Below are 14,357 nucleotides of genomic sequence, written 5' to 3'. Positions count from 1 at the left end.
AACTAGCAGCCGAGCAGGCGGCTGCCGAGGTAGCTCTGGATCTGGTCCAGGGAGACGCGCTCCTGCTTCATGGTGTCGCGCTCGCGCACGGTCACCGCGTTGTCGTCGAGGGTGTCGAAGTCGACGGTCACGCAGAACGGCGTACCGATCTCGTCCTGGCGGCGGTAGCGGCGGCCGATGGCGCCCGCGTCGTCGAACTCGATGTTCCAGTTCTTGCGCAGGTCGGCGGCGAGGCCCTTGGCCTTCGGCGACAGCTGCACGTTGCGGGAGAGCGGCAGGACGGCGACCTTGATCGGGGCCAGGCGCGGGTCGAGGCGCATCACGGTGCGCTTCTCCATGACGCCCTTGGCGTTCGGGGCCTCGTCCTCGTTGTACGCGTCGAGCATGAAGGCGAGCATGGCGCGGTTGACACCGGCCGCCGGCTCGATGACGTAGGGGGTGTAGCGCTCGCCGGCCTCCTGGTCGAAGAAGGTGAGGTCCTGGCCGGAGGCGGCGGAGTGGGCCTTGAGGTCGAAGTCGGTGCGGTTGGCCACGCCCTCAAGCTCGGAGAACTCGTTGCCGCCGAAGTTGAAGCGGTACTCGATGTCGGCGGTGCGCTTCGAGTAGTGGGACAGCTTCTCCTTCGGGTGCTCGTACCAGCGGATGTTCTCCTCGCGGATGCCGAGGTCGCGGTACCAGTTCCACCGCTCCTGCATCCAGTACTCCTGCCACTGCTCGTCCTCGCCCGGCTTGACGAAGAACTCCATCTCCATCTGCTCGAACTCGCGCGTGCGGAAGATGAAGTTGCCGGGGGTGATCTCGTTGCGGAAGGACTTGCCCATCTGCGCGATGCCGAAGGGGGGCTTCTTGCGCGAGGTGGTCTGGACCTGGGCGAAGTTGGTGAAGATGCCCTGGGCGGTCTCCGGGCGCAGGTACGCCTTGGAGCCGGTGTCCTGGGTCGGGCCGAGGTGGGTCTCCAGCATGCCGGAGAACTGCTTGGGCTCGGTGAACTGGCCCTTCACGCCGCAGTTGGGGCAGTTGATGTCGGCGAGGCCGTTGGCGGGGACGCGGCCGTGCTTGGCCTCGTACGCCTCTTCCAGGTGGTCCGCGCGGTGACGCTTGTGGCAGGAGGTGCACTCGGTCAGCGGGTCGGAGAAGGTCGCGACGTGACCGGAGGCCACCCAGACCTCGGGGGCCAGGATCACGGAGGAGTCGATGCCGACGATGTCCTCGCGGCCGGTGACCATGGCCTTCCACCACTGGCGCTTGATGTTCTCCTTGAGCTCGACACCGAGCGGGCCGTAGTCCCAGGCAGCCCTGGAGCCGCCGTAGATCTCACTGCACGGGAAAACGAAGCCACGGCGCTTGCTCAGGCTGACGATGGTTTCGATCTTGTCGGCGGCCACGGTGCTCTCTTCATTACGAGGACGAACGGCGAAGTCTTAAGGTTACCGGCGCCCGCACCCCCCCTTTCAAATCGGGCTCCCCTTCAACGATCCCTCCTCCAGGCCCCTCACCAGGGTTTTTGACAACGGTTTCCATCTTTGATGAAAATGGATGTCATGAACGCACGACGCCTGATACCCGCCGCCGCCCTCGCCGGAGCCGTCGCCCTGGGCGCCACGGCCCTGACCGCGTGCTCCGGAGCCTCCGCCTCCGGAGGCGGCAAGGACGGGAAGCTCGACGTCACGGCGTCGTTCTACCCCATGCAGTTCCTGGCCGAACAGATCGGCAAGGAGCATGTGAAGGTCGGCTCCCTGACCAAGCCGGGCGTCGAACCGCACGACCTGGAGATCACCCCGAAGCAGACCGCACAGCTGGCCGAGTCCGACGTGGTGCTCTACCTCAAGTCCCTCCAGCCCGCCGTGGACAAGGCCGTCGCCCAGTCCGGCGTGAAGAACGTCGTCGACGCCGCCACCCTCACCAAGCTGGAGGCCCACGGCGCTTCCGGCCACGAGGACCACGACCACGCGGCGGAGGGCGAGGGCGGGGGCGAGGCGCACGGCCACGACCACGGCGAGGCCGACGAAGACCCCCACATCTGGCTCGACCCGGTCAAGTACGCCGAGGTCGCCAAGGGGGTCGGCGCGGCCCTGCAGAAGGCCGACCCCGAGCACGCCGCGGACTACCGCAGGAACACCGACGAGCTGGTCGGCAAGCTGACCGCCCTCGACACGGAGTTCAAGGACGGTCTGAAGAACACCGCCTCCAAGACCTTCATCACCACCCACTCCGCCTTCGGCTACCTCGCCGAGCGCTACGGCCTCGACCAGGAGGGCATCTCCGGCTTCGACCCCGAGTCCGAGCCGAGCCCGGCCCGGATGAAGGACCTGCAGGCCATCGCCAGGAAGGACAACGTCTCCACGGTGTTCTTCGAGACCCTGGCCAGCGACAAGACCGCCAGGACCCTCGCGGCCGACACGGGTCTGAAGACCGATGTCCTCGACCCGCTTGAGGGAATCACCGACACGTCCCAGGGCGCTGACTACTTCGCGGTCATGCGGTCCAACCTGAAGAACCTCCAGAAGGCACTGGGTACCAAGTAATGGCAGTAGCAGCAACGGAGGCGCGTGCCATGCAGTCCAAGCCCGCACAGGCCACGGACCAGCCCGTCATATCCCTGCGCGGGGCCACGGCCTCGCTCGGCTCGCGCCCCGTGCTGCGCGGGGTCGACCTCGCCGTCCGCCGCGGTGAGGTCGTCGCCCTCCTCGGCGCCAACGGCTCCGGCAAGTCGACGGCCGTACGCGCCGTCGTCGGCCAGGTGCCGCTGTCCGACGGCACGCTGTCCCTGTTCGGCACCGACTTCTCCCGCTTCCGGGGCTGGTCGCGCATCGGGTACGTCCCGCAGCGCACCACGGCCGCCAGCGGCGTCCCCGCCACCGTCCGCGAGGTCGTCTCCTCCGGCCGCCTGGCCCGCTCCCGCTTCGGCATCCTGCGCAAGGCCGACAAGGCCGCCGTCGAGCGGGCCCTGGCCCTGGTCGACATGGGCGCGCACGCCGACGCCTCGGTCAACGCCCTCTCCGGCGGCCAGCACCAGCGCGTGCTGATAGCCCGGGCCCTCGCCGTCGAGCCCGAACTGCTGATCATGGACGAGCCGATGGCGGGCGTGGACCTCGCCAACCAGGAGGTCCTCGCCACCGCCGTACGCGAGCAGGTCGCCGCCGGCACCACCGTCCTGCTCGTCCTGCACGAGCTGGGCCCGCTGGAGCCGCTGATCGACCGCGCCGTCGTCCTGCGCGACGGCTGCGTCGTCCACGACGGCCCGCCCCCGCAGGCCGTGGGCCAGCACGCCCTGCCCGGCCACGACCACGTACACCCCCACGCGGCGCACGACGCCGAGCCGCTCCGGACGGGACTGCTGAGCTGATGGACCTCCTGAACTACGCCTTCATGCAGCGGGCGCTGCTCGCGGCCGTACTGGTCGGCCTCACCGCCCCCGCCATCGGCACGTACCTCGTCCAGCGGCGGCAGGCCGTCATGGGAGACGGCATCGGGCACGTGGCCATGACCGGTGTCGCCCTCGGCTTCCTGCTGAACGCCAGCCCGGTGTGGACGGCCACGCTGGTCGCCGTCCTCGGCGCGGTGGGCATGGAGCTGATCCGCTCCCGCGGCAGGACCAGCGGCGACATCGCGCTCGCCATGCTCTTCTACGGGGGCCTGGCCGGCGGCGTCATGATCATCAACCTGGCTCCGGGCGGCTCCACGGCCAACCTGACCAGCTACCTCTTCGGCTCGATCACCACCGTCTCCGCCGAGGACGTCACCGCGGTGGTGATCCTCGCGGCGCTCGTCCTCGCCGTCACGCTGGGCCTGCGCCGCCAGCTGTTCGCGATCTGCCAGGACGAGGAGTTCGCCCGGGTCACCGGCCTGCCGGTACGCGCCCTGAACCTGCTGATGGCCGTCACCGCCGCCGTCACCGTCACGGTGGCCATGCGGATCGTCGGCCTGCTGCTGGTGAGCGCCATGATGGTGATCCCGGTCGCCGCCGCGCAGCGGGTGACCCGCGGGTTCACCGCCACGCTGACGGTGGCCATGGTGATCGGCGTGCTGGTCTCGCTCTCCGGCACGGTGGCCACGTACTACATCGACGCCCCCTCCGGCGGCACCATCGTGCTGCTCGCGATCGGCGTCTTCATGGTGATGACCGCGCTCTCCACGCCGCTCGCCCGGCGGCGGGCGAATGCGGCGAGGGCCGCTGAAGCGGTCTGCACGCGCGATGATGTGAAGGTCTAGGAGGGACGGCCTCCTGGCACAATGGGCCGAGGCCGATACGAGGAGGAACCGGTGGCGACTGCGCCTGGCGAGACGAATACCGCGCCAGTACGAGGACGATCCACCCGGCAGCGGGCAGCCGTGGCGGCGGCGCTGGACGAGGTGGACGAGTTCCGCAGCGCCCAGGAGCTGCACGACATGCTCAAGCACCGCGGGGATTCCGTGGGCCTGACCACCGTGTACCGCACCCTCCAGTCCCTCGCCGACGCGGGCGAGGTCGATGTGCTGCGCACCAGCGACGGCGAGTCGGTCTACCGACGGTGCTCCACCGGGGACCACCACCACCACCTGGTCTGCCGCAAGTGCGGCAAGGCCGTCGAGGTGGAGGGCCCGGCGGTGGAGAAGTGGGCGGAGGCCATCGCGGCCGAGCACGGCTATGTGAACGTCGCCCACACGGTGGAAATCTTCGGCACCTGTGCCGACTGCGCGGCCGCCGCCTCCTAGCGCCTTCGCAGGTTCCGGTCGATCAGGGCCCGTACCCGCTCCAGCTCGGCGGGGGTCAGGGCGCCCCGCTTGGGCAGCCAGGCCAGGTCGCCGGTCCCGTGGTACGCGAAGACGAAGAGGCCGCGGGTCTCGGCCCAGCCGGTCAGCTGGTGCCACACGGTGCGGCGGCGGTCCCGTCGGGCCGGTGGTTCACCATTCCCGTCTCGGAGACGGTGCAGCGGTACCCGGGGTAGTGCGAGGCACGGGCGCGCATCCGGCGCGTCGTCCGCCACCACTCCAGCGCCAGGCAGACGCCGCCGAGGCAGTTCCCACCCCGGCCGCGAAGGCCAGCCCGGCCGGGTCCGTCTCCCGGCCGTGCCGGACCGCGATCACCGCGCACACCACCAGCGGGAGCAGCAGCAGCCGCAGCAGCAGCCGCCTGCGGCCCCGCGGCGACCCGACAGCGAGCCACCGCAGCACCTCGCGCACGTCACCGCGGTCGCTCCGCAGTGCAGCTCCACCGCCTCGGCGCTTCCCGGGGCCTCCCTCATGTCCATGACGGCAGGGCGTAACCGGCGTCAGCCGGCCGGGGACTCGGGCTGGTTCGGCACCGCGCCGCCGAAGCGGCGGTCGCGCTGGGCGTACTCCAGGCAGGCCTGCCAGAGGTTGCGGCGGTCGAAGTCGGGCCACAGCACGTCCTGGAAGACCATCTCGGCGTACGCGCTCTGCCAGAGCAGGTAGTTGGAGGTGCGCTGCTCGCCGCTCGGGCGCAGGAAGAGGTCCACGTCCGGCATGTCCGGGTAGTACATGTACTTCGCGAAGGTCTTCTCGTTGACCTTCGACGGGTCCAGCCTGCCCGCGGCGACATCGCGTGCGATCGCCTGAGCCGCGTCCGCGATCTCCGCGCGGCCGCCGTAGTTCACGCAGAAGTACAGCGTCATCGCGTCGTTGTCGACGGTCTGCTCCTGGGCGACCTGGAGCTCCTGGACGACCGACTTCCACATCTTCGGCATGCGGCCGACCCAGCGGATGCGGATGCCCAGCTCGTTCATCTCGTCGCGGCGGCGCCGGATGACATCGCGGTTGAAGTTCATCAGGAAGCGGACCTCGTCGGGCGAGCGCTTCCAGTTCTCCGTCGAGAAGGCGTACAGGGAGAGGTTCTTGACGCCCATCTCCAGGCAGCCCTTGAGCACGTCCAGTACGACGCCCTCGCCGACCTTGTGTCCCTCGGTGCGCGGCAGTCCGCGTTCCTTGGCCCAGCGGCCGTTGCCGTCCATGACCACCGCGACGTGGTTCGGGACGAGCTCGCTCGGGATCTTCGGCGGGCGCTCACCGGACGGGTGCGGCTCGGGAACCTTGTACTCCCTGCGAGAGCGTCCCAGAATCCCGCGTCGTGCCATGTGCCCAGCTCCTATTTCTCGACGTATCGCAGGGAGCGTAGCCCGCGCTCCAGATGCCAGTGCAAGTAGGCGGAAACGAGCCCGCTGCCCTCCCGCACGTACCGCGCCTCGCACGCGTCCGCATGCCCCCAGTCGCCCGTCAGCAGGGCGCTGAGCAGGGCGATGGCCTCCGACGAGGGTACGACGCTGCCGGCCACCCGGCAGTCCCCGCATATGACCCCGCCCGCGGCGACGGAGAAGTGGCGGTTGGGCCCGTGGATCCCGCACCTCGCACAGTCCGTGAAGCTGGGCGCGTAGCCGTTGACGGCGAGCGAGCGCAGCAGGAAGGCGTCGAGGATGAGGTTCGGCTCGTGTTCCCCGCGGGAAAGCGTGCGCAGGGCGCCGATGAGCAGCAGGTACTGCTGGACGGCGGGCTCGCCCTCGTTCTCGGTGAACCGCTCGGCGGTCTCCAGCATCGCGGTGCCGGCGGTGTAGCGGGCGTAGTCGGTGACGATGCCGTTGCCGTACGGGGCGATGATCTCGGTCTGGGTGCACAGCGGGAGGCTGCGGCCCACCAGTTCGCTGCCGCGGGCGAAGAACTGCACATCGGCGTGGGAGAAAGGTTCCAGCCGGGCGCCGAACTTGGACTTCGTGCGCCGGACCCCGCGGGCGACGGCCCGCACCCTGCCGTGGCCGCGGGTGAGGAGCGTGATGATGCGGTCCGCCTCACCCAGCTTCTGGGTGCGCAGCACGATGCCGTCGTCGCGGAACAGACTCATGGAGCCATTGTCCCCTGTGCGGGCACGGCGTCGGCCCCCCGCCCGGACACGGGTCCGGGCGGGGGACCGACGCCCCTTGGGAGGGTCAGGATGCCGGTGCGGCCTCCTCGTCCGCGTCCGCCTTCGCGGGTCCGACGACGGCTGCGGCCACGGCGGCGCCGACCGTGGCCTCGGCCACCGTCGCGGCTTCGCCGCCGTCCGCCTTCGCCTCGGGTGCCGCGGCCGCCGCGGGCGCCTTGTCGGCCTTGGGCGCCGCGTCCGGTGCGGCAGCCTCGGCCGCCGCCTCGGTCTGCGGCTCGGTCTCGGCCGGAGCCTCTGCACCGGCTTCGGCCTCGGTCTGTGCCGGGGCCGCCGCCTGGGCGGGCACCGCTGCCGCGGCGACCGCGGAGCCGTGCGCATCGTCCTTGGCCAGCCCGTTGAAGACCAGGTTCAGCACGATCGCGGACGTGGCACCGAGCGTCACGCCGCTGTTGAGGAGCGAGGAGAGGTCCGTGTCCATGTGGTCCTTGAAGAGGACCGGGACGGTGGCGGGGAGCAGGGCGAAGGCCAGGGAGACACCCACGACCAGCGCGTTCTTCTCCTCCTTCAGGTCCACCTTGGCCAGGGTCTGGATACCGGCCAGGGCCACCATCGCGAACATGACCGTCGCGGCGCCGCCGAGGACCCCGTGCGGGACGGCGGCGACGATGGCCGCGGCCTTCGGGAGCAGCCCGAGGATGATCATGAACACGCCCGCGGCGACCACGACGAACCGGCTCTTGACCTTGGTCATCCGGACCAGGCCGACGTTCTCGGCGAAGGCGACGTACGGGAAGGAGTTGAGGACGCCGCCGAGCGCGGTCGCGGCCCCGTCGGCACGCAGGGCGCGGGCCACGGTCTCGCTGTCGATGTCCTTGCCGACGATGTCGCCGACCGCGTACGTGTCACCGGTCGTCTCGACCATGGTGATCAGCATCACGATCAGCATCAGGAGGATCGGGAACCAGGCGAACTTCGGGGCTCCGTAGTGGAACGGGGTGGTGACACCGACCCACTCCGCGTGGGTCACGTCCCCGAACGCGGCATCCCCGAGCAGGAAGGCGACGAGCGTGCCGCCGACCAGGCCGAGCAGGATGGAGATGCTGGACAGGAAGGGCTTGCCGAGCTTCATCAGGACGAGGATGAAGAGCATGGTGCCGCCGGCGTAGGCGAAGTTCTTCGGGTCGCCGAAGCCGGGACTCCCGAGGCCGCCCGCGGCGTCGTTCAGGCCGACCGGGATCAGCACGATGCCGAGCACCGTGATCACCGTGCCGGTGACCACCGGCGGGAAGAGCCGCATGACGGTGCGGAACGCCTTGGCGGGCAGCCAGGCGAAGGCGAAGGTGGCGAGGCCGGCCGTGATCACCGCGCCGTAGATGACGAGGAGGCCGGCCGTCCCGCCGCCCGCTCCCAGCCCGATCGCGATCATCGGGGACACCGCGGTGAAGGTCACGCCCTGGATCAGCGGCAGGCGCGCACCGATGCGGCCCATGCCCCAGGCCTGGATGATCGAGGCGATACCGCAGGTGAACAGGTCTGCGTTGATCAGATAGACGAGCTGCTCCGTGGTGAGCCCGAGGGCGCCGCCCACGATGATCGGAACGATCACCGCGCCGGCATAGAACGCGAGTACGTGCTGGAAGCCGTACAGGGCGAGCTTGGGGAGGGGGAGCACCTCGTCGACCGGGTGGGTGCTCTGCTCTCCGTCGGCGGAGAGCCGGGCGGCGACACGTGCCATTGCCTTGCCCTTCAAGAAGTGGGTGATCGAGAGGAATCTGGTTATCCCTGGCCGGAGTGGGTCGCTATCCCGTTGGTCCGCCGGGGTTGTCAGTGCGTTCTCGTGAAGCGAAGCCGCGCTGTGTTACCGGCGGCGTCTCGTCATGTGACCGGAATTGAACGCCTGTGGGAGGGCTCACAGATATCGGAGACTTCGACAAATTGTTGACCTCTGACGGGTCCTGATCTGTGGGTTTCTCCAGTAGCCGTCCCAGCCCCGGAAGGCGTATGGGAAAAGGCGGTCGAACGGACCGGTCACTCGCACGCCGCCGCCCGTTCTACGCGCGGCCAACTGCACGAACGCGCGGCCGCGCCGGTCGGCGGGCTCCCACCCGGGGCCTCGCTCCGGCCGTCCGAGGGGTGGGACGGCCCCCGCGCCCGTCGGGCCCCGGCACGCTCGATTCCGGCCGCGCGAGGCCGGATTGTTACCTCCACTCGGCCCGTTTCGGGCGGATTCGGGCCGCCTTCCTCACGCAGGAGGCCCGGCTCGGGACGCGTGGCACGCATCCCGGGCCGGGCCCGACGCCTCTGAACCGGGAGGGCTACGGCGCACGCACCGCCGACAGCAGGCGGGCCACCTCGTCCGTGCCGAGCCTCAGCGCCGTCCCCACCGTGGCCAGCACCTCGCGCTCCGCCGGGATGTACGGCCCGTCCGCGAGGGCGATCCGGGCGCCCTGCAGCAGGAGCGACTCCCGGCCCGGTCCGGCGAGGTGCGGGGCCAGCGGCTCCAGCGCCTCGTGGAGCTCTATGGCCAGCGCCGCGCCGCAGCATTCGGGGTCGTCGTAGAGCCCGAGCCTGCCCTCGTCGGTGGCCAAGGCCGCCACCAGGGACTCCAACTGCTCCTCCGTGCAGTCCTGGAAGCCCGCCGCCCGTACGGCCGACACGGCGGCCTCCAGGGCGCTGCGCGAGGCCGTACCGCCGGCCGCCAGCACGGCCAGCGCCACGGTGTGCACGGCGTCGCGCAGCATCGCCGAGAAGCGGGTGGTGGTGAGGTGGTCGAGGACCTCCGTGTCGAAGCGCTCGCGGCAGCCGTGGCACTCGACGATCGGCCCGACGTGGCCGCGCGGCAGCAGCGGGACGCCGAGGACGGTGAACCGGCGGCGCCCGGTGCGTCGGCGGTAGTTGCGGTCGCCACCGCAGCCGGGGCAGAAGAACTCCCCGTCACCCACGGTGCTCCAGGTGGTACGGAGGCCCCAGACCCTCACCTTCCGGCCGTCCCCACCCCGAACTGGCAGCACGTCGCACCTCCGTAGCCTTCCGGCAGCATCGCCGGGTTGGCGTGATGTTAGCCACATCGGTGAGGATGCGTCAGTCGTGTGACAGGACAACCTCGCGCCGGACTCGGACTTGGCCGAACTGCGCCCCCGGAAACGGCGGTGCCCCGCCCCGCCCCGGAGGGGCGGCACGGGGCCCGGACGTGCAGGGGGTCAGCGGCCCGCGCGGTTGACGGCGGAGATGACCGCCTTCAGGGAGGCGCGAGTGGTGTTGGCGTCGATGCCGATGCCCCACAGGACGCGGCCGTCGATCGCGCACTCGATGTACGAGGCTGCCACGGCCGAGGCGCCCTCGCTCATCGTGTGCTCGGTGTAGTCCAGCAGTCGGGCGTCGATGCCGATGCCGGCCAGAGCGTCGAAGAACGCGGAGATCGGACCGTTGCCGGTGCCGTTCAGGACCGTTTCCACACCGTCCACGACCGCCTCGACGGTCAGCGTGTCCGTACCGTCCTTGTCGGTGGCCGTCGAGCCCGAGCGCAGCTGGATGCGGCCCCACGGGTTCTCCGGGTTGGGCAGGTACTCGTCCTGGAAGACGGACCAGATCGCCTTCGGCGTGACCTCGCCGCCCTCGGCGTCGGTCTTGGCCTGGATGATGCGCGAGAACTCGATCTGCATGCGGCGCGGCAGGTCCAGCTTGTGGTCGTTCTTCAGGACGTACGCGATGCCGCCCTTGCCGGACTGCGAGTTGACGCGGATGACCGCCTCGTAGGAGCGGCCGACGTCCTTCGGGTCGATCGGCAGGTACGGGACCGCCCACTCGATCTCGTCCACGGTCTTGCCCTGGGCGGCCGCGTCGGCCTCCATGGCGTCGAAGCCCTTCTTGATGGCGTCCTGGTGGGAGCCGGAGAAGGCGGTGTAGACCAGGTCGCCCGCGTAGGGGTGGCGCGGGTGGACCTCCATCTGGTTGCAGTACTCGCTGGTGCGGCGGATCTCGTCGATCTGCGAGAAGTCGATCTGCGGGTCGATGCCCTGGGAGAAGAGGTTCATGCCCAGCGTGATCAGGTCGACGTTGCCCGTGCGCTCGCCCTGCCCGAACAGGCAGCCCTCGATGCGGTCGGCGCCGGCCATCAGGGCCAGCTCGGCGGCCGCCACGGCGGTGCCGCGGTCGTTGTGCGGGTGCACGGAGATGCAGATGTGCTCGCGGCGGGTCAGGTGGCGGGCCATCCACTCGAAGCGGTCCGCGTGCGTGGACGGCGTCGAGCGCTCCACGGTGGCCGGCAGGTTCAGGATGATCTCGCGGCCCGGGCCGGGCTGCCAGACGTCGCAGACGGCCTCGCAGACCTCCAGGGCGAAGTCCAGCTCGGTGTCGGTGAAGATCTCGGGGCTGTACTGGTAGCCGAAGGTGGTCTCCGGGCCCAGCAGCTTGTCGGCGTACTCCATGACCAGGCGGGTGCCGTCGACGGCGATCTGCTTGATCTGCTCCTTGGAGCCGCGGAAGACGACTCGGCGGAAGGTCGGGGCGGTCGCGTTGTACAGGTGCACGGTGGCCCGCTTTGCGCCGACCAGGGACTCCACGGTCCGCTCGATCAGGTCCTCGCGGGCCTGGGTCAGCACGGAGATGGTCACGTCGTCCGGGATCGCGCCCTCTTCGATGATGGAGCGTACGAAGGCGAAGTCGGTCTCACCGGAGGACGGGAAGCCGACCTCGATCTCCTTGTAGCCCATGCGCACCAGCAGGTCGAACATCTCGCGCTTGCGGGCGGGGGTCATGGGGTCGATCAGCGACTGGTTGCCGTCGCGCAGGTCGGTCGACAGCCAGCGGGGAGCCTTGGTGACACGGGCGTCCGGCCAGGTGCGGTCCGGCAGGTCCACCTGCTCGTAGAAGCCGTACTTGTGGATCGGCATGCCGGAGGACCGCTGCGTGTGGGTCGCGTTCGTGATCGGCGTGGGGCGACCGGCGAAAGTGTGCTGGCTCATGGCGTAGGGCTCCTCGCGTGTCCGCGTTAGTTCGCTGGGACGGCCGACGGACGGGTCGTAAAATCCGCAACACCAAACTCCGCGGGGAGGGGGTCGGCCTACGACTACAGGCCCTCGCCGCGGCAGCTAAGGAGAAGCAGCCCGAAACGCATGATGGGCCGAGACTAGCTGAGCCGCGCCGTACGCGGGGACCTGTTTCAGTATGCAAGACCTACGTGTCCGATTTGTACTGAATGTGAGTTACGCCTCCTCTCACCCCGCCAGGTCAGGCGGATCCGTCAATGCGGTGCGACGGCTTTCAGACAACCGAATGAATCATGGTTGCAGGTAGTGACAGCCCTATGACGCACTGCCACATTGCCGGGATGGATGCCTCCCACGTTCTCCGCCACCACCCCGTCTTCTGCACGGTGGTCCCGCCCCACCTGCTCGACAAGATCGCCCAGGCCGGGACCGCCCGGCGCGCGGACGCCGCACAGCGCACCCTGGAACAGGACGCCCTGCTGCGCACCCGCCGCCGTGTCACGGCCGTGCGCGCGCTCGCCGTGACCCCTGCCGAACCCGCCGGCGACGACCCGCGCCGGACCGTCTACGACGCCCAGCACCGCACGCGGCTGCCCGGGAAGAAGGTGCGCGGGGAGGGGGAGGCGGCAAGCAAGGACGCCACCGTCAACCGCGCGTACGCGGGGCTCGGGGCCACGTACGAGCTCTTCCTCAAGGCCTACGGGCGCCGGTCGATCGACGGCTCCGGGCTGGCGCTGGACGCGAGCGTCCACTACGGCGAGGACTACAACAACGCCTTCTGGGACGGGCAGCAGATGGTCTTCGGCGACGGGGACGGCGATCTGTTCGTCGACTTCACCGTCTCGGTGGACGTGATCGGGCACGAGCTCACCCACGGCGTCACGCAGTACACGGCCAACCTCCAGTACCACGGGCAGTCGGGCGCGCTGAACGAGTCGATGTCCGACGTCTTCGGCTCCCTGATCAAGCAGTACTCGCTGGACCAGACGGCCGAGCAGGCCGACTGGCTGATCGGCGCCGGGCTGCTGGGGCCGAGCGTCAGCGGCGTCGCCCTGCGCTCGATGAAGGCGCCGGGGACGGCGTACGACGACGACGAGCTCGGCAAGGACCCGCAGCCGGCCACCATGGACGGCTATGTGCACACCAGCCGGGACAACGGCGGGGTCCACATCAACTCGGGCATCCCCAACCACGCCTTCTACCTCGCGGCCACCGAGCTCGGCGGCAAGGCGTGGGAGCGGGCCGGGAGGATCTGGTACGACACGCTGACCGGAGGCGAGCTCGCCCCGGACGCGGACTTCGCGGACTTCGCCCGGCTGTCGACCGCGACGGCCGTGTCCCTGTACGGCGAGGGCGGTGCGGAGCACCAGGCACTCCAGAAGGCGTGGTCGACGGTCGGCCTGGGGTAGAAGGCCGGGCATGCGGATCGTTGTGGTGCGGACGGGCGGTTTCACCGGCATCGAGCGCCGGGCCGAGGTGGACACCTCGGGCCGGCCCGACGAGGAGGAGTGGCGGGCCCTGGCCCTCGCGGCGCTGGTGCCCGCTCCGCCGGGGCTTCCCGCGGACCGGGTCCGGGACGGGTTCTCGTACCGGATCACGGTGGACGGCCGGGCCGTGCTCTGCCATGACCCGAATCTCTCGGACGCACAGCGGACGCTGATCTCGCGCGTGCTCAAGGAGGGCGCCTGAGTCCGTACGGCGGGGTCCGTTTTTGCCGGAACGGCAAGGTTCCTTGGCGGGGCGCGGGGCGGCGGCGCAGCATCGGGCTGTCCGCTCACCGCACGGGAAGAAGCCCCGCATGACACAGCAGCACCACGACCACGACCAGCACGCCCGCCACGCCGACCGCGTTGCCGAAGGGGGCGCGGGCGAGGAGTACTGGAACGACCGCTACCGCGAGAGCACCCGCGTCTGGAGCGGCAACCCCAACGCCGCTCTGGTCCGGGAGGTTGCGCAGCTCGCCCCGGGCAGGGCGCTCGACCTCGGCTGCGGGGAGGGCGCCGACGCCGTCTGGCTGGCCCGCCAGGGCTGGCGGGTGACCGGCACCGACATCTCCGGCGTCGCCCTGGAACGGGCGGCCGCCCATGCCGCCGAGGCGGGGGTCGCCGACCGCGTCGACTGGCAGCGGCACGACCTCGCGGAGTCCTTCCCGGCCGGGGAGTTCGACCTGGTCTCCGCCTGTTTCCTGCACACGTACGGGGAGTTTCCGCGCGACCGGATCCTGCGGACGGCCGCCGCTGCGGTGGCCCCCGGCGGGGTCCTGCTGGTCGTCGGCCACGCCGGCTGGGCGCCCTGGCAGACCGAGGAACGCCCCGAGGTGCACTTCCCGACCCCGGACGAGGTGCTGGCGCAGCTGGAACTGCCCGACGGCGCCTGGGAGGTCCTGCTCGCGGAGGAACACGTACGGGTCCAGGACCAGCCCGACGGCCGGCCCGGAACCCGTACGGACAACGCGGTGAAGGTACGGCGGCTCGCCCAGGCCTCTTGACCCGTGTCGTCGGACCCGGCGGCCGCGG

14 protein-coding genes are annotated in these 14,357 nt (G+C 70.3%); 7 read left to right on the top strand and 7 right to left on the bottom strand.

Annotated features, from left to right (window positions below; translation table 11 throughout):
* Positions 1 to 2: 2 nt before the first annotated feature.
* Positions 3 to 1,385 carry a glycine--tRNA ligase gene (locus AB0B01_RS07165; protein ID WP_361713765.1) on the bottom strand — a complete coding sequence of 461 codons (1,383 nt, stop codon included), beginning with the start codon at positions 1,383 to 1,385 and terminating at the stop codon, positions 3 to 5.
* Positions 1,386 to 1,541: 156 nt separating this feature from the next.
* Between AB0B01_RS07165 and AB0B01_RS07160 the strand changes: the two genes are divergently transcribed.
* From AB0B01_RS07160 to AB0B01_RS07145, 4 genes are read left to right on the top strand one after another with little or no spacing between them, the layout of a single operon-like run.
* A complete protein-coding gene (locus AB0B01_RS07160) occupies positions 1,542 to 2,525 on the top strand; it encodes a metal ABC transporter substrate-binding protein (RefSeq protein WP_361713763.1) in 984 nt (327 codons plus the stop codon).
* 29 nt (positions 2,526 to 2,554) lie between these two features.
* Positions 2,555 to 3,346, top strand: coding sequence for a metal ABC transporter ATP-binding protein (locus tag AB0B01_RS07155; RefSeq protein ID WP_361713761.1), 792 nt, complete (start codon positions 2,555 to 2,557; stop codon positions 3,344 to 3,346).
* On the top strand, positions 3,346 to 4,212 hold the full coding sequence (locus AB0B01_RS07150; RefSeq protein WP_361713759.1) for a metal ABC transporter permease: 867 nt from the start codon (positions 3,346 to 3,348) through the stop codon (positions 4,210 to 4,212). Before AB0B01_RS07155 ends, AB0B01_RS07150 begins: the two co-directional genes overlap by 1 nt.
* 51 nt (positions 4,213 to 4,263) lie before the next feature.
* Positions 4,264 to 4,695, top strand: a complete 432-nt coding sequence (locus AB0B01_RS07145; RefSeq protein WP_361713757.1) for a transcriptional repressor — start codon at positions 4,264 to 4,266, stop codon at positions 4,693 to 4,695.
* On the opposite strand, the gene AB0B01_RS07140 is transcribed toward AB0B01_RS07145, so the two are convergent.
* From AB0B01_RS07140 to leuA, 6 genes are all read right to left on the bottom strand, one after another.
* Positions 4,692 to 4,853, bottom strand: coding sequence for a YcxB family protein (locus AB0B01_RS07140; protein WP_361713755.1), 162 nt, complete (start codon positions 4,851 to 4,853; stop codon positions 4,692 to 4,694). The two genes, AB0B01_RS07145 and AB0B01_RS07140, sit on opposite strands and share 4 nt — an antisense overlap.
* A 399-nt stretch (positions 4,854 to 5,252) precedes the next feature.
* Positions 5,253 to 6,074 (bottom strand): isoprenyl transferase, encoded by an 822-nt coding sequence (locus tag AB0B01_RS07135; RefSeq protein ID WP_361713753.1) that lies wholly within the window; start codon positions 6,072 to 6,074, stop codon positions 5,253 to 5,255.
* Between the two features lie 11 nt (positions 6,075 to 6,085).
* A complete protein-coding gene (recO, locus tag AB0B01_RS07130; protein ID WP_361713751.1) occupies positions 6,086 to 6,832 on the bottom strand; it encodes a DNA repair protein RecO in 747 nt (248 codons plus the stop codon).
* An 85-nt stretch (positions 6,833 to 6,917) separates the two neighbouring features.
* Positions 6,918 to 8,588 (bottom strand): nucleobase:cation symporter-2 family protein, encoded by a 1,671-nt coding sequence (locus AB0B01_RS07125; RefSeq protein WP_361713750.1) that lies wholly within the window; start codon positions 8,586 to 8,588, stop codon positions 6,918 to 6,920.
* A gap of 580 nt (positions 8,589 to 9,168) precedes the next feature.
* Positions 9,169 to 9,864 (bottom strand): TerB family tellurite resistance protein, encoded by a 696-nt coding sequence (locus AB0B01_RS07120; RefSeq protein ID WP_361713748.1) that lies wholly within the window; start codon positions 9,862 to 9,864, stop codon positions 9,169 to 9,171.
* 189 nt (positions 9,865 to 10,053) lie between these two features.
* Positions 10,054 to 11,817 carry a 2-isopropylmalate synthase gene (gene leuA, locus AB0B01_RS07115; protein ID WP_361713746.1) on the bottom strand — a complete coding sequence of 588 codons (1,764 nt, stop codon included), beginning with the start codon at positions 11,815 to 11,817 and terminating at the stop codon, positions 10,054 to 10,056.
* Positions 11,818 to 12,182: 365 nt separating this feature from the next.
* On the opposite strand from leuA, the gene AB0B01_RS07110 reads away from it, so the two are divergent.
* The 3 genes from AB0B01_RS07110 to AB0B01_RS07100 all read left to right on the top strand — a co-directional run bounded on the left by AB0B01_RS07110 (position 12,183) and on the right by AB0B01_RS07100 (position 14,329).
* Positions 12,183 to 13,250, top strand: coding sequence for a M4 family metallopeptidase (locus tag AB0B01_RS07110; RefSeq protein ID WP_361713744.1), 1,068 nt, complete (start codon positions 12,183 to 12,185; stop codon positions 13,248 to 13,250).
* Positions 13,251 to 13,260: 10 nt separating this feature from the next.
* Entirely contained in the window at positions 13,261 to 13,530 is a 270-nt protein-coding gene (locus tag AB0B01_RS07105; protein ID WP_361713742.1) for a protealysin inhibitor emfourin, read from the top strand.
* Positions 13,531 to 13,639: 109 nt separating this feature from the next.
* On the top strand, positions 13,640 to 14,329 hold the full coding sequence (locus tag AB0B01_RS07100) for a methyltransferase domain-containing protein (RefSeq protein WP_361713740.1): 690 nt from the start codon (positions 13,640 to 13,642) through the stop codon (positions 14,327 to 14,329).
* Positions 14,330 to 14,357 lie beyond the last annotated feature (28 nt).

The sequence above is a fragment of the Streptomyces sp. NPDC044571 genome (assembly GCF_040647115.1).
In the GTDB taxonomy this organism is placed as follows: domain Bacteria; phylum Actinomycetota; class Actinomycetes; order Streptomycetales; family Streptomycetaceae; genus Streptomyces.
This window is presented reverse-complemented; position numbering and strand designations above follow the sequence as displayed.